10 protein-coding genes are annotated in these 20,278 nt (G+C 39.4%); 9 read left to right on the forward strand and 1 reads right to left on the reverse strand.

Annotated elements, in window-relative coordinates; all coding sequences use genetic code 11:
- The first annotated feature begins 29 nt into the window (after nucleotides 1-29).
- On the forward strand, nucleotides 30-4,976 hold the full coding sequence (locus HQN88_RS19375) for an Ig-like domain-containing protein (RefSeq protein WP_173115549.1): 4,947 nt from the start codon (nucleotides 30-32) through the stop codon (nucleotides 4,974-4,976).
- A gap of 162 nt (nucleotides 4,977-5,138) precedes the next feature.
- Here the strand turns inward: HQN88_RS19375 and HQN88_RS19380 are convergent, their stop codons facing one another.
- Entirely contained in the window at nucleotides 5,139-7,160 is a 2,022-nt protein-coding gene (locus HQN88_RS19380; protein ID WP_173115551.1) for an outer membrane protein assembly factor BamB family protein, read from the reverse strand.
- 198 nt (nucleotides 7,161-7,358) lie between these two features.
- Here HQN88_RS19380 and sigK (HQN88_RS19385) point away from each other — a divergent pair, with 198 nt between their 5' ends.
- The 8 genes from sigK (HQN88_RS19385) to HQN88_RS19420 all read left to right on the forward strand — a co-directional run bounded on the left by sigK (HQN88_RS19385) (nucleotide 7,359) and on the right by HQN88_RS19420 (nucleotide 20,266).
- The gene (sigK, locus tag HQN88_RS19385) at nucleotides 7,359-8,060 is read left to right on the forward strand and encodes an RNA polymerase sporulation sigma factor SigK (RefSeq protein WP_173115553.1); all 702 of its coding nucleotides are present in this window, start codon (nucleotides 7,359-7,361) and stop codon (nucleotides 8,058-8,060) included.
- 57 nt (nucleotides 8,061-8,117) lie between these two features.
- Entirely contained in the window at nucleotides 8,118-8,795 is a 678-nt protein-coding gene (locus tag HQN88_RS19390) for an ABC transporter ATP-binding protein (protein ID WP_173115555.1), read from the forward strand.
- A 457-nt stretch (nucleotides 8,796-9,252) separates the two neighbouring features.
- Complete coding sequence (locus tag HQN88_RS19395) at nucleotides 9,253-15,513, forward strand: metallophosphoesterase (RefSeq protein ID WP_173115557.1); 6,261 nt, start codon at nucleotides 9,253-9,255, stop codon at nucleotides 15,511-15,513.
- Between the two features lie 205 nt (nucleotides 15,514-15,718).
- The gene (gene sigK / locus HQN88_RS19400; RefSeq protein ID WP_337995203.1) at nucleotides 15,719-16,285 is read left to right on the forward strand and encodes an RNA polymerase sporulation sigma factor SigK; all 567 of its coding nucleotides are present in this window, start codon (nucleotides 15,719-15,721) and stop codon (nucleotides 16,283-16,285) included.
- A gap of 95 nt (nucleotides 16,286-16,380) precedes the next feature.
- Entirely contained in the window at nucleotides 16,381-17,055 is a 675-nt protein-coding gene (locus HQN88_RS19405; RefSeq protein WP_173115559.1) for an ABC transporter ATP-binding protein, read from the forward strand.
- Between the two features lie 604 nt (nucleotides 17,056-17,659).
- Nucleotides 17,660-18,256, forward strand: coding sequence for a hypothetical protein (locus HQN88_RS19410; protein ID WP_173115561.1), 597 nt, complete (start codon nucleotides 17,660-17,662; stop codon nucleotides 18,254-18,256).
- A 636-nt stretch (nucleotides 18,257-18,892) separates the two neighbouring features.
- Nucleotides 18,893-19,180 carry a hypothetical protein gene (locus HQN88_RS19415; RefSeq protein ID WP_173115563.1) on the forward strand — a complete coding sequence of 96 codons (288 nt, stop codon included), beginning with the start codon at nucleotides 18,893-18,895 and terminating at the stop codon, nucleotides 19,178-19,180.
- Between the two features lie 672 nt (nucleotides 19,181-19,852).
- Nucleotides 19,853-20,266, forward strand: a complete 414-nt coding sequence (locus HQN88_RS19420; protein ID WP_173115564.1) for a hypothetical protein — start codon at nucleotides 19,853-19,855, stop codon at nucleotides 20,264-20,266.
- Nucleotides 20,267-20,278 lie beyond the last annotated feature (12 nt).

Here is a 20,278-nt window from a genome sequence, read left to right on the forward strand (position 1 = left end):
TATTAGGAATAAGGAGAGGGGGCAAGAAAGTGGCGTTCGTTCGAAAGGAACCGCAAACTATTGTGAAATTCACAGCGAGTATATTTGTTGCTCTACTATTGTTGGTTGCCATTATTGGCTTGGGGTTTAGCTTTGTTGGAGCAGCTAATGCTGCTAGCACATTTACAGTAAATACATCATTGGACGTCGAGGATACGAATCCGGGAAACGGGATTTGTGATGATGGGAATGGCAATTGCTCGATCCGAGCAGCATTAATGGAAGCAAATGCTTTGGCCGGTGCAGATATGATTTCAATACCGCCTGATGTATATACCTTGAATGCAGCACTCGGGCAATTAGTTGTTGCCAGTGATGTCAGTTTAATTGGGATTCAAGGGGATCCAGTGAATACGATTATTCAAGCGGCAACCGATGCTGTGTCTGCTACGAATCGCGTATTGTCTATTAACCCAAATGTCAGTACTCCTGGATATGATGTCAAGATTGAGGGGCTTACACTTCGTTATGGGAAAGCTCCGGTTGGATTCGGTGGTGGCGGGATCGATGGAGATGCGGGAACCCGTACGATTGAGATTGCCAATTCGATCATTGCGGATAACACCACGTCCGGTAATAGTTTAGGCGGAGGGGCTTATTTATCGGGTGCAGCAGGTGGGACAGTTAAACTAAATGACGTCGTTTTTAGCAATAATAAAGCTGGAGTTTCTAGTTCTGCGTCATATAGTTCGCAAGGCGGAGGGGTATTTCTTCAGGGAGATATGAACCTGGATCTGTCCAAAGTTATCGTTACAAACAATACCTCTTATGGCCTTGGTGGTGGAATGGCGATAACGCCAGAGACTACATCCTCGCGAATCGTTACGATTACGGATAGTTCGTTCACGGGGAATAGGGCAACTAGTAAATCTAGCGGAGCAGGATCTGAGGGGCTAGCAGGAGGTCTTTATCTAGGGGTACCTGCGAGTATCTCACGTACGGCGATATCTGGAAATGTCGCTGATGGTGATGGCGGCGGTCTTGTTGTTGATCATTACTTCGGATCGGTAGCATTGGATGTTGTCACTTTTGCAGGTAATACGGCTAATCGTGGTGGCGCAGTTTATGTAAGTGGATATAAACTGCCTAGCTTGTTGAGCGGTGTGGTGATGGCAGACAATGTTGGCGGGGATCTTACGATTAATCCAGACAAACAAGATTTGCAAGTAGCTATTGCTCCAGCATCGGGGTCAAATGGGATTTTCTCTCTTGGAAAAACCGGAGCACATTATACGGTTACGGTTTACAATACTGGGACGCCGCCAGTGAGTGGTCCAATCACGACGGTAGTAACATTGCCAACTGGATTGACAGCGACAGCAATGAGTGGAAGTGGATGGACGTGTACTTATAATACGTTAACCTGTACGCGTTCGGATATCCCACAAGGCCAATCGGCTTATGCGCCTATCGATTTGACTGTGAATGTTGCAGCTAATGCGGCCCGCACTATAACAAGTTCGGTAACGGTATCTGGTGGAGCGGAGATCGATACCACCAATAATAGTGGGTCATTTGTTACAACAATTTTGAACAGGGATGCGAAGCTATACAATCTAATCGTGTCTAAGGGCACATTAACTCCTGATTTTGACTCTAATACTATGGCATACACAGTGAGTCTACCTTATGCTGACGACACTTTGAAAATGATGCCAACGGTTAATGAGTCGCATGCAACCGTAACTGTAAATACGGGCGCAGTCGAAAGTGGTGCTTGGAGCGAAGCGATACCTCTTCAGGTAGGTAACACTGAAATTAATATTACAGTGAGAGCTGAAGATGGAACGACTGCAACCACTGTGCTTACCGTGTCACGTGCTATACCCGTTAGCAGTATTGCTGTATCGGGAGCTAACGATGCAACCATTGTGATGATTGGGAACTCGTTGCAAATGAGTACGGATGTTTCGCCAGGAAATGCAACTAATAAATCCGTAACTTGGAGTGTGGAAGCAGGTACTGGGAATGCAACGATAGACGAGACGACAGGTTTATTGCTAGGAACAGTGGTTGGAGATGTCGTCGTCAAGGCAACAGCCATCGATGGTTCCGGCATAGTAGGGACGAAGAGTATTACGATTGCACCTAGAAAGGTTACAAGTATAGATGTAATGAGTCAAGGAGAGGCATCAAGTGTTCAAAATGGCGAACAACTGCAAATGAGTGCGTTGGTTTATCCAGAGAATGCAACGAATCGTACCGTAGTCTGGAGCGTTGTGCCAGGTACAGGTAATGCAGAGATAAACGAATCAACTGGCTTATTGACAGGAACAGGGGTAGGAGAAGTAGTCGTCAAGGCTAGTGCTACGGATGATTCAGGTATCGTAGGTACTATGAACATTGAGATAACAAAGATCCCTGTTACAGGCATAGAGGTAATAAGCGAAAGCGAAACAACAAACGTACGGAATGGAAAAACGTTGCAATTAAGAGCGTTGGTATCGCCGGATGAGGCGACGGATCGTACTGTAGCATGGAGCGTTGTGCCAGGTACAGGTAATGCAAGTATAGACGCATCTGGCGTACTTACGGGGACAGAGGTAGGTACAGTCACCGTTATCTCAACGGCGAATGATAACCCGGATATTAATGGGACGTTGGAAGTTACAATTAAAGCGATACCTGTTACAGGTATTTTGGTTACGAGTGAAGGAGAGTTAACGAGCGTATCCAGTGGAAAAACACTTCAAATGATTGCAGTGGTATCACCGGATGATGCGACGGATCGTACTGTAGCATGGAGCATTGTGCCAGGCACAGGTAATGCAAGTATAGACGCATCTGGCGTACTTACGGGGACAGAGGTAGGTACAGTCACAGTTATCGCAACGGCGAATGATAACCCTGATATTAATGGGACGATGGAAGTGACCATTTTACCAATACTGGTTACAAGCATCGATGTGAGTAGTGAAAACAATATTACTAGCGTTCCCAATGGAAGTACACTCCAAATGAGTGAGAAAGTGTTGCCAGGAAATGCAACGAACGCTGCTGTAACTTGGAGCGTTGAAGCAGGCACAGGAACAGCAACGATTAGTTCGTCTGGTGAGTTGAGAGGAACTAGTCTAGGCACAGTAATCGTCAAGGCAACAGCCAATGATGAATCAGCAATTGTTGGTACGATGACGATCACAATCACGCCTATACTTGTCACAAGCATTAATGTTACGAGTGAAGACAATATAATAAGCATTCCCAATGGAAGTACACTCCAAATGAGTGAGAAAGTGTTGCCAGGAAATGCAACGAACACGTCTGTAACATGGAGCGTTGAAGCAGGCACAGGAACAGCAACGATTAGTCTGTCTGGTTTATTGACAGGAACAACTGTAGGTACAGTCACGGTCAAAGCTACAGCCAAAGATGGTTCGAATATTGTAGGTAGCAAGATCATTACGATTGAAGCGATCCCACTCACAAGTATCGTCGTGACAGGAGAGGATGAAGCAACAAGCGTTCCGAATGGAAGTACACTGCAAATGATTGCAGCAGTATTACCTGAAAACGCGACGAATGCTTCTGTAACTTGGAGCGTAGTAGCAGGAACAGGGACAGCAACAATCAGCCCGACAGGTGAATTGACTGGAACAGGTGTAGGAACTGTCACGGTGAAAGCTACAGCCAATGATGGTTCCAATGTTGTTGGCAGTAAGATCATTTCAGTAGCGGCGATACCAGTTACAAGTATCGTCGTAACCGGAACTGGTGATGCCACAACGGTAACCAATGGACACTCATTGCAGATGAAGGCGGCGGTTTGGCCAGACAATGCATCACATACCGATGTAACCTGGAGTGTGGTTGCAAATACAGGAAATGCGACGATAAGCGTGACGGGGTTATTGACGGGTACGCAAGTCGGTACAGTTACGGTAATTGCTACGGCAACAGATGGATCAGCGACTAAAGGAATTACAATAATTACGATTGCTGCAATACCTGTTAGTCATATTGAGGTTAAAGGTGCAGGGGACTTAACATCGGTAGTTGCAGGAAATACGTTGCAAATGATTGCAAATCTACTACCTGAAAATGCGACGAACCCATCAGTGACCTGGAGTGTATATGGCAACCCGGGAGTAGCTACGATTAGTGATTTAGGCATACTTAATGCGATTGAACCCGGTAATGTTACGATTACTGCGACAGCTACTGATGGTTCTGGTGTAAAAGGCAGCACAGCTATTACAATAACTCCGATACCGGAAGTACCCGTTATGACGATAAGTATCTCTGTAAAGGAAACTTCAAATAGAGATGCCGTTGTTATTGGTGGAACACTCCAACTGGAAGCATCCGTATTACCATTAAATGTAACTAACTCTTCAGTAACATGGTATGTCTATGGGAATGGGAACGGAAATACAGGAAATGCATTAATTAGTCAAAGTGGTTTGTTAACAGCAACTGGTATTGGGACAGTTACGGTTGAGGCAAGAGCGAATGACGGATCAGGTATCATTGGCAAAAAAGTAATCACAATCACGTCGGATGCGCCTCAGATTAAATTAAGCCCAATCTCAACCAAGGTTCAAGGGGAAGTAGTTGAGTTACAAGGGACAACTAATCTAAATGGTTTGACCCTTACAATTCTGGCCCCTAACGGGACCGTACTGGCTAGTTATCAGGATGTTACTGTAGCTAATGGTACTTTCCATGATGCAAGGTTTGCTTTACCTGCTGATACGGAAGCAGGGATGTATACACTCATCGCTAATAATGGAATCATCTCAACACATACGAGCTTTGCTGTTATTCTAAGTTCTACATTTGCTTTACTAGATCATGATCATAATGGTCAAATACAATTTGACGAAATTATTACTTATATTCAATCCGATAGTCCAACGCGAGATCTCAACTTGGATGGTAGAATCGATCGAGAAGATATTACGTTCATCTTGAGTCTGATTCCTTCGATGAAAGACTAGAGTTAGATAAGCCTCCCAATAGAAGGGAGGCTTATTTTTTGCGCATAGCGTTGGCAAAGTTTCAGGGAGGTTCATTGGTTTTGAAGGCAGGAGCAGTGAAGTAGCCGCCGCGGATACTTTGGGTTCACTTTAGCCTATTTGAGGGGGCAGAAATTTTAATCGTTATGGCTTTATATTAAGCATTCGGACTATGGCTGTAACGGCCTCCGCTCTGGTAGCTAGCTTAGATGAGGCAAAGTTATTTCCTGTAGTGCCGCCTAGTAGATTGTTTTTGCTAGAAATGACAGCTGCTGGCTTAGCCCAATCTGGAATGTCGGCATCATCAGCATAGCCTGTTGGGATACCTGCCATTAGGGGGAGCCCTAGGGCTTTGACGACCATGGAAATCATTTCTGCATGGGTAATATTGGCTGTCGGTCGGAATGTGCCATCGGGATAGCCGCTGATCAGACCAAGCTGAACGGCTTGTTTGACTGATTTCACCGCCCAATCTTCTACCTGGTTCGTATCCGTAAAAGTGAGAGGTACACCGTCTGAATTAGGCTTCAATCCATTCATTAACATAACCGTAAATTCAGAACGTGTAATGCTAGCATTCGGCTTGAATGAGAAGTCTGGATAACCGCTCGCAATTTTTCGTTCGTAGGCTGTATTAATCTCAGGACTTGCCCAATGTCCTTTTGTATCTGTAAAGGGACTTGTATCTGCGGTAGTAGTCGTTGCAGGACCTGTTCCTTCTGTGACAGTGACTTTGCTCTGCGTAGATAAGCCATCTCCGGAAGTTGCAGTAATGGTTACTGTTCCAGGAATGAGTGCACTGACTTGCCCGTTGGTGTCCACAGTTGCAATGTTTGGGTTACTGCTTTTCCATGTTATTTTGAAATTGGATGCATAACTGGGAGAAATCGCAGCGCTGAGAGAGACGCGTTCTCCAGCTTGCAGGTTGAGTGTGGTTGTATTCATTGTTATGGCTGTTACAGGAACTTTGAGCGCGTACATGTACAAAACAAAGAGGTCTAATAAGCCCTCGGACTTAATTTCATCCGGATCAGCTAATATGGTGGATACTTCGTAGAGGGTCCCATCATGTCCAATGAATAATGGCAAAATCTCGTTTGTAGCAATTTTGTATTGCCATTGAATGGTGCCAGTCGGGCTAAGCGCGTAAATGGCTTTATTGGATGATGAGTTGGTATAAATAAGTCCATTAGGCCCGATAAGAGGTGGAGTGATCGTGCCGCCTGCAGCAAATTGCCATTTTATCGATCCATTAGGTAACAGTGCGTTGAGTTTTCCATCTTGTGATCCGAAATAAACGCTGCCGTCTTGACCGACAGATGGTGCATATACGATACTACCTTGATCGAATTCCCATTGTTTCGTTCCGTTAGGTGAAACGGCATAAAGCTTATGATCATCAGATCCGACATAAATGGTACCATCTAATCCGGCAGTAGGTGTCGATGTTGCTAAACCACCTATTGGAAATGTCCATTTCTTCGTCCCATTTGGCTTGATTGCGTAAAGTGATTTGGTTCCCATAGTTGCATAAATGGCGCCATCAGGGCCAAGGAGCAACTTCGCTTGGGCTTTAACCTCCAGATCGAGCCACCATATTTCAGTGCCGTCCACAGGATTTAGCGCATGTAGGATACCATCCTTAGAAGCGACATAAATCGTTCCGTCCTCCCCAAAAATCGGCGCTGAAGCAACTTGATCCCCTGCAGTGAAAGACCATTTCAATGAACCATCTGCTCGAAATGCCATTAGCTTGCCTGGATTGTTGGATCTGCCGGTACCGACATAGATATTGCCATCTCTATCGATGGTAGGTGATGTTAAGATCTGTTCATTGATTGCAATTCGCCATTTTTTCGTTCCGTCAGGCAAATGTGCCGCGATCCCGTTTCCAGCTAGAATGGTAAAAGAAAAATAAATAGTATCGTCGGCAGCGACGGTGGGGGTACCGATATACGATAATGCAATTGTCGGCGCTTTCCATTTTAATTGTACGAAGCTAGAATTCTGAAATATGGTGAGGTCCTTGATGTTGGGATTAAGATCTGTAATCGGCGTAATTGTCTGGACAGGATCTATCGTGATTTGAGCTGAAACAGGTAAGGCAGACGACCCGAAACCAACGAGTAATACGAGTAAGCCGCCTATGATACACGCATTTTTCAACTGGGCACTCTCCCTTTATTTAACAGATATTAAGTTGATTATTTCATGTCGATGAAGATTATTCAATATGAACATATTCAAGGAAGTTATTCCGTACAGGCACTTCTAGGCTCTAACCCACATAGACTAATACTAATCTAAACAGCGGAGGCTACCGAAGCCAACATGCTCCGCAATACGCTCAAGGGGGTAGCTGGAATGCCAGGATTGTTTGGTACGATTGCCATATTGATTAAGCAGCTTACATTGCTTGTGTCCTACGTCAAGAACAACGCGTTTCCACAACCACTTACCGAGGCAGAAGAAGAATTACATTTGCGTCAAATGGCAGAAGGTAATGAGCACTCCAGAAATAAGCTGATTGAGCACAATTTAAGGTTAGTTGCCCATATAGTGAAAAAATTCGATAACACAGGGGAAGATCTCGAGGATCTCATTTCAATCGGGACGATTGGATTGATCAAAGCGATCGAATCTTTCTCACCGAATAAGGGCACGAAGTTGGCGACTTTTGCGGCTCGTTGTATCGAGAACGAGATCTTGATGCACCTGCGCTCCTTGAAGAAAACGCGGAAAGATGTGTCTTTGCATGATCCTATCGGAACGGATAAAGAGGGGAATGAAATTACGTTGATTGACATCCTCGGCAGCGAGGCGGACGATGTGGTGGATGCGGTGCAGCTGAAGATTGAGAAGAGCAAGATCTATCGCAATCTGGAGATATTGGACGATCGTGAGAAGGAAGTCGTCGTCGGACGGTTCGGGTTGGAGCTTGGCGGCGAGGAGCGGACGCAGCGAGAGATTGCGAAGGAGCTCGGAATTTCGCGTTCGTATGTGTCGCGGATTGAGAAGCGGGCGCTGATGAAGTTGTATCATGAGTTTTATAAGGCGAAGCGGTAAAAAGGAATTGAATCGCATTCTTCATTCATTTGGCATCAAATAATGGAGGCGAAGACAATGACAGCCTTAATTCAGATTGAGCATGTGAGTAAATTTTACTATATGGGCGGCGAAACGATTCGTGCGTTGGATGACATTTCGCTGGACATTGCACAAGGTGAGTTTGTTGCTATTATGGGGCCTTCGGGCTCCGGAAAGTCCACGCTGATGAATATCATCGGCTGTTTGGACGTCTCGGACGAAGGCCTGTATGTGCTGGATGGGAAGCAAATTCACTCACTGAAAGACTCGCAATTGGCCGAGATTCGGAATCTGAAGATCGGGTTTGTTTTTCAAAATTTCAACTTATTGCCTAGGTTAAATGCGTATGAGAATGTGGAGCTACCGTTGATTTATCGGGGGTTATCGAGAAAACAGCGTGAGCCGCTGGTCCTACAGGCATTGGAAGCGGTTGATCTGCTGGATCGACGGAAGCATTTTCCGTCGGAGCTGTCTGGTGGGCAGCAGCAACGCGTTGCGATTGCTCGGACGTTGGCTGGCGATCCGCCGATTATTTTGGCGGATGAGCCGACAGGGGCGCTGGATTCCAAGACGGGCGTGGAAATCATGGATATTTTCAAGCGGCTGAACGAGCAGGGGCGGACGATTATTGTGATTACGCATGACCGGCAGGTTGCGGAGCAGGCGAAGCGGGTTGTGCGGTTTCGGGATGGGCGGTTGGTGGAGTGTAGTTAGAGGTATATGACCGGAACCCTATGGGAAAGGGGATTTCCGGTTATTTTTCTTGTATGTTAAAGTCATAGTTTCACTTTGCGTAATTATCCTTAGTACCCGACAGAACAATTTTTTGAATAAAACTAACAAAGCCCCTGACATTTATAAATAATCTAAGTTATATTCAACAAAAGGTTAATTATTAATAAATTGGTAATTTTATATAAATTGAAGATTTAACGAATATCAGATACTCATAAAGTAAATAATGCATTCTCTACTTCTTTGGTAAAGGTAACATGAATTTTTTGAAAATAAAATTAATAATTGATATGCTCAGTAATTAGTATTTTACCCTTTAATAAAGGCTATAGGTATTTTGATGCATTTTAGGAGGGAATGTTTTACAAAATATGATATAATTAATTCATAATTTTACCTAAAAATTCGATCCGTTTTAAGGAGAAATCATTTACCTATGTCCAAATCTATAAATATACTTCATTTATCTGATTTACACTTTGGTATGGAATTATCAACTTCGAATTCCCATGCAATTGCTTTAAGAAAAACAGCTCTAGGGAAATTAATAAGTACATTGGAAGAAATTGAAGAAACAGCAAAACCAGATGTTGTTGTTATTTCTGGTGATATCACTTGGCAAGGTAAACAAAACGGGTTTGATGAAGCAGAAGTTTGGATTAAATCCTTACTAGAGCAACTTAATTTAACTACAAAAGAACTTGTGCTATGTCCAGGCAATCATGATCTTGAGAGAAATAAAGCTATTGGAAGTAATCCTCCTCAGTCGTCTGATGAGGCTGATAAGTGGTTAATTCCCGAAAATCTAGAGCATTTTTCCGGGCCATTTAACAAATATATTGAATTCTGTAATAAAATGTCCATTCCAAGTGTTACATTAAATAATTACTCGAACTTCTTAGTTGGGCAAAGAGAACTTTTAGGAATAAATTTTTTAGTAATGAACTCTTCATGGTTCTGTCGAGGTAAAGAGGATATAAGAAATTTGTGGCTGGGATTGCCCCTTTTGGAAATTATGGATGCCAATGAACAAATAAATGAAGTATCAAATATTATTAACGGAAATACAACAATTGCAATTGTACATCATCCTGAAAGTTGGTTAAATGATGCAGAACAAAACTCGTATCATAATAGACCTAATACATATAGATATTTATCTGAAAGATCTCATATAATATTATCTGGTCACGTACATGGTGCAATAGAACGACCAACTAAGGCATATGATCAAGCGTATGTAATTACTGGTGGTGCTTCTTATGCAGGTGTAAGATACCGAAATAATTTCTCAATAATTCAAATTGAGAAAGAAAAGAAAGAATGTGTGCAGATTCCATTTGAGTATGATCCAAGGGATAGTAGCTGGAATAGAAAAAAAAATATTGGTTTTTTTTTAACTAATTGCAAGGAAAGTAAAACTGAGAATATCAAAAAGACAGACGATTTTATTAAAATTGATGATCAACATATAACAGATTTTAATCGGAATGATATCGATAGATCGATTTATGCAATTTCATTAGAGAATTCATTAGAAAGCTTTAAAGTTGAAAATGATTCACGGAACTATAGATTCACAAAATGTCTTGAACTAATAAGAAATAATGCAGTAGAAGTATTTAATCAAAGCTATTCATGTAACTTTACAAAAGATAACATTGATAACGCTGTTTTATTAATGGATCGTTTGTTATTTCTAATTAATCCTACTGAAGATATTATTCGAATAATTGACAATATGGAAATATTAATAATAAATATTTTAGAAAATAATGAGAAAAAACACCAAAGCATAGAGTATTTGTTTACCTTGGTCGAATGGTGGCTATTAAAAACATCTTCAATTTCAAATACTAAGTCAGAAGTAAGTGAAAGTAACCTTAGCGAAATTATTAATCTTATTATTGAAACGTTAAATCTTATTCCAGAGGATTTTGTTGGGATTATTCTTTCTTCGGCAATTGAAACAAACAGTAGTATTAAATCAAGAAGTCTCACAAGACTAGCACTCTTAAAAAGTAATACTAGTATAGTTTGGGAAGTTATGCTTTGTTTAACTATACCTGTAATAGTTAATATGGAAACATTTCGTGAAATTAGTGCTGGGAAGAAATTGGGTGAGATAGAATTAGAGGAAACAAGGTACCTATTAGATAGTATTAAAAGTGATTATATTCCAAGAGTACAACTAATTAATAGTAGAGAAAGAGTAGTATCTGAGATTTTCCAAAAATTGCCTGAGAATAAAATTATACTAATTAAAGGGCATAGGGATAGTGGGAGATCATCACTCCTGTCAAGATTTATCAATAGATATAGTAAGGATAGATTCCAAAATGAATTTTCTCAGTCATTAATAATTTACTCGTTCAAACATTCAATTAACCTAATAGACATGGTACGAACAATTGTTGAACAAGCAAACTTGAATTTAATCCATAAGATTGATATTTTATTGTTTGATAAATATATTAAAGATAATTTTGCTAATAATGAGAGTTTTTCAGTTAGTGGAAAAACTCAATTGAATTCTCAGTACATTGTGCTTAAAGCAATTTTGCTTGAAGCGATAAAACGTTTTATTAATGAGTGTGGTGAGATTCTATTAGTAATTGATTCTTTGGAATTAGCCGAGAAATTAGAAGATAAAATCTCATTTTTATTTCAGGATTTACCTGAAGGATGCCGAATATTAATGGCAACTGGTCTAGAAAATCAAACTATCAAATGGATTGACAATTATTCTAATAAAATACATGAAATTATATTAAACCCTTTTACTAGGGAAGATATTCCACAAATTAGTGGTATAGATGATGAAATGACTAATAATAAAATTTTTGAAAAAACAAAAGGACATGTCAACCAATTAAAAAAGTTAATGGTTAGTTCACCAGACGGTGGTATGAAAATTGATATTTCCTTACTTGATATTTTTGAAGAAGATGAAATTAGTATTTTTGAAAAAGATGCAGATATTTGTGTCAAGAATGAGATATTAGAAGAAATCTTACTTTTAACAGCGGTTTTTGAACAAATCCAACCAATTTCATTGGAGTATATACAATCATTTCTATCATATCAAAAATTACTCTATAGAATGCCTAAAATTAGAAATGAAATTAAAAAAATAAATCATTTAATGAGTGATATAAGATTCAATAGAATTAAATTACTCAATCAAAATTTCGCCGTATTTATATTAAAAAGATATTTTAGTACAAAAGATATAGAAGAGTTTATTAATTCTATTTTTAATTGGTTATTAAATAATTCATCAGTTCATTTAGATTTTTTATGTCGATTTTTATTCCAAATTCAAAAGTACGATTTGTTAACTGAAGAAAATGTCAGTCAATATATAAATGATTTTATTAATAATGAAATTATTAGTTGCTCGCGGCTCTCAGAAATTGGTATCTATTTATTTAAAGAGTATGAACATGATTCTACCATTCAGCTATCGCTGAAATTTTTAGATAGAGCATCAGAATTAGAAAATAGTGAGGCATTAACATTTTTAGGTTTTATTTATGCTAAAGGTGAGAAAGTAAGTAAAGATATTGAAAAATCAATTGTTCTTTTGAAGAGAGCATCAGAACTGAATAGTATAAAAGCGAAATTAATGCTAAGTTCAATTATGTTTGATGGCATGGAAGTAAACCGTAATACACATGAAGCGAAAAGATATCTTGAGGAGGCAGTAAATTTAGGTAGTAAGGATGCTAAATTCAATTTAGCACTTAGATATTTGATTGGAAGAGACATTCAATCTGATTTAATTTTGGCTAAAAAGTTGCTTTTTGAGTTAGTAAATGAAGATCACGTGCCTTCTTTGAGAACTATAGGGAACATGTATATTTATGGCGATGGTATAGATAGGGATATTGAAGCAGGAATGAGTCTCTTGCGAAAAGCCATTGATAAAGGAAGCAAAAAGGCTCGTTTTTATTTAGCTCAATATTTATTGACAATCACAAACTCAGAGGAAAACCTGGTAGAAGGTATTAACTTGATAACTCAACTTGTCGAAGGCAATTTTCTAGATGCCAAAAGATTCTATGCTGAAATCTTGCTGACTGGCCTTATAGTAAATAAGGATGTAGAGAAAGCATTATCTTTAATTAAATCTATGATAGATGATGGTGATGAAGGAGCTTCTGTTGAATACTCAAGAATTCTAATTGAAGGAAAACATGTCGAACAAGATAAAATTAAAGCGCAAAAAATGTTAGAAGACTTAATTAATAAGGGGAACGATGAAGCTGCTTGTTATTATGGAGATTTATTAATTGATGGCGCTTATTTCGATAAAGATGTAGAAAAAGGATTAGAACTATTAATTAATGCTGAAAAATCCGGAAATATTCTTGCTAAAAGAAAGTTAGCTTGGAGATATACATACGGAATTGGTATGGTTAAGGATTTTTCAAAAGCTGAGTTTTTATTAAATGAAGCAATTGATAAAGGTGATATAAACTCAAAGGTTCAATTCGCTTTTGTACTTATAAATAAAGAAGATAGAACAGAACAAGAGAAAATAACTGGTCTAGATATGCTTAAAAACGCTGTTACATGTGGAAGTATAAAAGCCAAAAGTTATTTAGGGGAAATCTATATTGAGGGAAAACTAGTAGAGAGGGATGTTAACTTAGGACTAGAGTATCTTAACTATGCAATTGAGCTAGGGAACGCCATGGCTATGAGAGTACTAGGATATAAAATGCTATATGGAAACGATGTACCTCAAGATCTTTTTAGGGGTGAACAGTTATTAAGAAAAGCAATTTTATTAGGTGATGAACTAGCAAATACAATTTTAGGACATGCAATTCTAAATGGTGAGATTCTTGGATGTAATATATCTGAGGGTTATGCATTACTTGAAGAAGCAGTGGCGAATGAAGAAGTAAATGCAATAAGGATACTAGGAAGTACGTTATTACAAGGGACATATGGTATACAAAATAAAGAGCGTGGAGAAGAATTACTCAGGTTGGCAGCACGAAAAAATGATAATAAGGCTATTTTAAAACTAGCAAATTTACTTTTGGACGGATATTATCTCAAAAAAAATATTGATGAAGGGAGAGTACTTTTAAATAATTTGATAGAAAGTAATTACGAAGACGCAGTATTGGAAATGTCTGACAGATTAATCTTTGGTAATGGAATCTCGAAAGATGTTCGCCGTGGAGTAACGCTGTTAGAGGATTTGATGAAAAAGAACAATCTAGATGCTATCACTGAGTACGCAAAATATTTAATAGCGGGTCCAGAAGGTGTTGTTAGGAATATGGCTAGAGGTGAAAAGCTATTAAGACAAGCGATGGAACAAGGACACGAAGAAGCTAGAAGGAGTCTAGCACAGTTCATTGTACAAGAAAAGATAAAGCCTCTAGAAGAAAATGAAGGGTTAACATTACTTGAAAAATCTGTTTCTCAAAATGATCAATATGCTATAGACTATTTAGCAAATTTATACCTAGAGGGTACCTACGTAGATAAGGATATAAATAAAGCGGTTGAGTTATTTGAGAGGGTGTTATTTGGGAGAAATGAAAATCTCAAAGTAAATTATGCAGTTCGGTTAATAGAAGGCGAGTCCATTCCAGAAGATATTAATAAAGGGTTAATAATACTTAAAGAAGCTTCAGATAGAGGAAATATCTCAGGGAAATATGAATTAGCTAAACTTTTAGTACAAGGAAAGTTAACTAAAAGAGATGTAGAAAAAGGATTAAATATCTTAGAAGAGTTAAATGATAATGGCTATAATAATGCAAAACTGTTTCTTGCTTCGATGTTAATACACGGCCATATAATTAATAAGGATATTGGCCGCGCGGTTATGCTATACGAACAACTTGTGGAACTTGAATACATTCCAGGTGTTATTGATTATGCAGAGATATTAATAGATGGCATCTATATTGAGAAGGATGGATTAAAAGGAGAAAGGTTACTTAAACATGCACTTCAAAAAGGGAATAATCATGCAGCATACTTGTTAGCAAAAAGATATCTTAGTGGAGACGGTTTGAGAAAACATATTTCAAATGGAATTAATTATTTAAAAAGAGCATCAGACGCATCGCATTTGACTGCAATGTTTGAGTATGGTATTAGATTCTTAATAGGGAAAAAAGTTCAAAAAAATGTAAATAAAGGAAAAGAATTGATTGATAGAGCAGTTAAAAAAGCTGATTATGATGACTTATATAATTTAGGTGTTGTTGCATATAAATTTAAAGAGTACGAAATGTGTTCAGGAATTTTCTTAAAAGCATACGAAAAGGGGAGTTTTGAGGCAGAGACAGCCCTAGCATATTTGATCAGAAGAAATGAATATATTAGCGATAAAGAATTCCCAAACTTATTTACTTTACTTGAGAAAGGGTTAAAAAAGAATAGTGATACTTCAATATTAAATCTAGTGTTGAGTCTAGTGAAAAATGAAAGAGCTGATTCAGCATGGTTTATAGCAAATGAAATTGTTAAAAGTATGGATAAATGTCCTACAGCTGTTGAATGGTGGATTGAAATTACAAAACATTTCAATGATTATGAGGGACAACTTATAATTTATTGGTTACAAAAACATAATAAAATACAAATTAATCAAGTGAATTATCCATTTATTAATAAGGTACTTTCAAATGATGATTATATTATTCCAAGTTGGTTGTTTTAACTTGTGAATAATAACGACTTCCCCTTTTGAGACAATTAAATGGCTAATTTTTAGTCGGTAGCATCAAGTAATGGACATGCAGATTCAAAATGTAGTGTAAATTTAAGAACAATGTAATAAAGCAAAAAAGTCATTAACAGAAATTGGAAATTCAATCAATAAAAGCGGCATTCTTGGGTATGTTTCCTTCCAAGTCTGCTTTTTTTTGTCAAGTTGTCTCAAGCTTGTTTGTCCTAATACATTTACGTTGCTTCGTGTTCACAACCTCAAGAAATTCGACAATACCGGAGAAGATTTGGAAGACTTGATCTCCATCGGGACGATTGGATTGATCAAAGCGATCGAATCTTTCTCACCGAATAAGGGCACGAAGTTGGCGACTTTTGCGGCTCGTTGTATCGAGAACGAGATCTTAATGCATCTGCGCTCCTTGAAGAAAACACGGAAAGATGTGTCCTTGCATGACCCGATCGGAACGGACAAAGAGGGGAACGAGATTACACTCATCGACATACTCGGCAGCGAGGCGGACGATGTAGTGGATGCGGTGCAGTTGAAGATTGAGAAATCGAAAATTTACAGGAATTTGGAGATTTTGGACGACCGGGAGAAGGAAGTTGTGGTTGGACGTTTTGGCTTGGAGCTTGGCGGCGAGGAGCGGACGCAACGGGAAATTGCGAAGGAGCTGGGGATTTCGCGTTCGTATGTATCGCGTATTGAGAAGCGGGCGTTAATGAAGCTATATCATGAATTTTATAAGGCCAAACGGTAATGCTGCTAGGTTAGTGTTACCATTTTCAACACGTTTCGTATAGTCGCGTTCTTCATTGTTAGGGATCTTGGTATCGTAAAATGGAGGCGAATGATATGAGCCTAGTTCAAATTGATCATGTCTGTAAGCAATATGTGATGGGTGGAGAAACGATCCGCGCGTTGGATGATGTGTCGTTAGTAATTGAACAAGGAGAATTTGTCGCGATTATGGGGCCTTCAGGTTCGGGGAAGTCGACGCTGATGAACATCATCGGATGTTTAGATGTGTCTGACACGGGATCGTACGTTCTTGACGGCAAAGCGATTAACCAGATGAAGGATTGGCAGCTAGCCGAGATACGGAATCGGAAAATCGGATTCGTGTTTCAAAACTTTAATTTACTACCTCGATTAAGTGCATATGAGAATGTGGAATTGCCTTTAATTTATCGGGGGATGACGCGGAGAGAACGAGAGCCACTTGTTTTGAAGGCTTTGGAAGCCGTCGATTTGGTGGATCGCAGGAAGCATCTGCCTTCGGAGTTGTCTGGCGGGCAGCAACAGAGGGTTGCTATTGCACGAACGCTGGCAGGAGATCCTGCGATTATTTTGGCGGATGAACCGACTGGTGCTTTGGATTCGAAGACAGGCATAGAGATTATGGATATATTCGCTAGGTTAAATGATCAAGGTAGAACGATAATTTTGATCACGCATGATCATGCGATAGCGCAGCAGGCGAAGCGGGTTGTGAGGTTTCGGGATGGGCGGTTGTTAGAGAGTGTTTAGAATAAGATGCTCAATACGGGGACTCCATGTGATATATGTGGAGTTCTATTTTTTATGACGGGAAAAATGGTGTTATTTTTCACTACTCAGTGATGGAGGCCTTTTTTATTGGTGATAAGGAAATGATGACTTCGTTCGAACAAGAAATCTTCATTTGTGACAGTCGGCTTAGAATTACCTAGATAGAATAGAGAGTGGGTTGATAACGAACTTAGTGTAACGCCAATAATGGAAATATGTATGTTTCAAAGAAATCGGGGAAAAACCGAGTGATACCATGCTCTTATTTTATGGAGGTGGTGTACCCCAATTGATCAAGGAAAATAAAGATCGTTAGTGGAAAATAGAATTCGTTAGTGAGTGTTTACTTTTGTGAACATTCACTATTTTTATTTCTGGGGTGTCAATTAAATTGTTGATTAGCGGTGGTGGTTGCCACACGACATGCATGCATGATGGTAGCTCTTCACCCCGAACGGGCAGGATAGTTTCATGACTTCACGAATACTTCGACTATGCAGATTATGCGAAGTTCACAGATTATCAGTTACGTGAAACTCCCGTAATGATATTTATTTTTAGTGGCACTGAAAGGATAAGATCTATGAGACGAATACCTATATTTGCGGTTCATTCTAAAGATACTGAAGATAATGAGAGTCATCGAAGAATAAATGGAAGAGCACTATATTATATAAATCTCGGTGACAATTTGTATCTTTCTGAATCACAATCGGATGAAGGTTACATTATAGTAGACGAGATTGTTGAAAAAGATAAATATGTCACTACACTTGGTGCAACAATTAAAGGCACAATATCATTTATTTTACACGACCAGCATGTATCAATTAATGAATTTCTGTATGGTGATCTGATTGAAGATTACATTCCAACAATTACTTTTGAAGAAGCAAAACAAATGGCGGAAGAAAGCGGTCGTAGTGATTTACTACGTATAAATATCAATCATTATGAGTCAATTCTTAGTGATATAATATTAGAAGGTGAATGTTGTTGGTTTTTCTTTTTTCATCCTGATATTGTGATACCTGAGAATGCTTGGCATCAAAGAAAGAGTGCATACACTATTTCAATGGAAGGTGAAATAAGTCGTACATATGACTTTTCTGATGATCCAATTATGTTCAAGGATTATATGCAAGCAATGTCAGCATATTTCAAACGAAAGGGATTCTGAATAAATTGTTGGAGTTATGAAGATGACGGGAGCATCATATAACACCTTATCCACGTTGATGGTCTGGCGACTCCTCGCGGTACAGCTCCAATGAATGGATTCCAATATCAAATCTTGAGGATTACAGAATTTTCCCTAGGGCATTAATTCCTTACATTAGGAAAATTGCCGAAGGTCATATTATCGAGAGCATCTATACCGGAGATATAAATTGAATTTGAATTCAACGTCAGATTTTTTAGGCATGCTCAGAGAGCAGTACGGTGAGGGTTTTTCCATAGCAAATACTTGGATTCAAGGAAGTGTCCAAGCGTCTCACAGTCGCATAATCTACAACTATTCTAATAGTTCAAGACAAGTAAATTTGTCGTCTGAATTCATTCAAGCAAACAGGCAAATATGTATGCATACGTCGGCAATAATCCAATCATGCTTTGAGATCCTTGCGGTCAAGCATGTGTCGGGGGATCCTTCTACGATTTGATCGGAGGCGGAGCTAAAATCTGCATAGACACCGACGGAATTGCATAATGCGGTGAAATCGGCTTAGGCGTCGGCGGTGGATTTGAAATCAATCCATTCGAGGAAGTCCCGCTGACCAACATAGGAGCTGAAGCAGCGATAAAGATTAAATACGTGCCAGCTGCCATAAATATAGGCGTTGAAGGAAAAAAAGTGAAAGGGAATCCTTGCATTCAAATAAAAGCGAAGTTAACGGCAGGTGCCGGTCCGTTGGAAGTAGATCTAATGGACCTATTTAAAAGCAAGGAGAAAGCCAAGTTCGACGAACTTGGAAAAAAGCCGACAGAAGTGTTGGATAAAGCAATAGACAAAGCAAAAAATGCAAGAGAACAGGATTTGTCAATGAAAAACAATATAGAGGCATCTGCAAAATTGAAAGGTTGCATTAGTTCTAAAAAGTAATGACGCTAGCCTTCACATTCCGTTAAGCGGAGAGTGGGCAATAATGTTGATTGGCAATCCGACACCTGCGTTCTGCCGGTGCCGGATTGTTTTATTGCTTCCGGGCGAGAGAACGATAGGTAACGCCTAGAGCCTGGAGAAAACAAAAACATCATTGGGAGACCATTCACGCTGAAGTTGATACTCAGGTTAATATAAACCACACTATATGCGAGGCTCTTCACAAAGTAAGCTCTTTTGTATAAGTAAGTTCGCTTTTACGTTTGCGTGACCTTGAGGTGATTTTGTTATTTATCAATAACTCTTGAATCTATCATTAGAGATGTATGGAAGTGAGAATGATAAAGACATGTATTGATTAATATTTAAATGGTTGTTTTATGCTTTGCTGTATAAAATATAATTGAAAGTATGGGGGGCCACCGCGCGATCTTCCATACTTTTGTGTGACATATTGCAAGTTAATAACTTGGGTCACCCATCGTCTCACTTCGATACAACATGTGGCTTCATTCATTTCGGACGTCAGGTCGATCGCGAAAATAAAGGAGTAGCGAAGACCATGATGGAGTGAGCAATCCAGTCAATGGGGAGGTGATACGAAGAAAACCGATGTAATAATTGCAATATGGATATGTCCGGTTTTAATCTAAATGAGAGAGGTGTATATTTGTGAAGAAGTTCATCTTTTTGCTGTCCATTTGTGCGATGTTGTTTGGAGTGCCTTCTGCATATGCCCAATATGGATATGGCGATACGGTTAGTACGGCAGTAACTGTCAGTCCCGGTTTTGGCTACGGTACGTTGCTGCAAGGCGGTGAAGCTGATATTTTCGTATTCAAAAATAACACTGCTCAACCGGTAACGACCACGGCAAATCTTCAATCCCCTGCAGACGTTAATTATAACTATTGGGTAGAAGTTCACAATCCGAGCGGCTCTGTCACATTCCTTTATCCGTGGGATAACGGTATCGGTGGTTTAGATTCTATTCAAATAACAGTTGGGCCAGGAAGTAAAGCTTACTTTATCGTATCCGACACCGGAACCTTATCCAGCACAAGCTATAGCTTCTGGCTCAATTAAACCATTTCGTTA

Origin of the sequence: Paenibacillus qinlingensis (genome assembly GCF_013204845.1) — a bacterium.
GTDB classification, from domain to species: domain Bacteria; phylum Bacillota; class Bacilli; order Paenibacillales; family NBRC-103111; genus Paenibacillus_E; species Paenibacillus_E qinlingensis.

Bases quoted from the DNA above. Each gene is read 5' to 3' on its own strand.
- HQN88_RS19405 (WP_173115559.1), top strand. From the start codon at position 16,381: ATGAGCCTAGTTCAAATTGATCATGTCTGTAAGCAATATGTGATGGGT.
- sigK (WP_173115553.1), top strand. From the start codon at position 7,359: ATGCCAGGATTGTTTGGTACGATTGCCATATTGATTAAGCAGCTTACA.
- HQN88_RS19410 (WP_173115561.1), top strand. From the start codon at position 17,660: ATGAGACGAATACCTATATTTGCGGTTCATTCTAAAGATACTGAAGAT.
- HQN88_RS19390 (WP_173115555.1), top strand. From the start codon at position 8,118: ATGACAGCCTTAATTCAGATTGAGCATGTGAGTAAATTTTACTATATG.
- HQN88_RS19395 (WP_173115557.1), top strand. From the start codon at position 9,253: ATGTCCAAATCTATAAATATACTTCATTTATCTGATTTACACTTTGGT.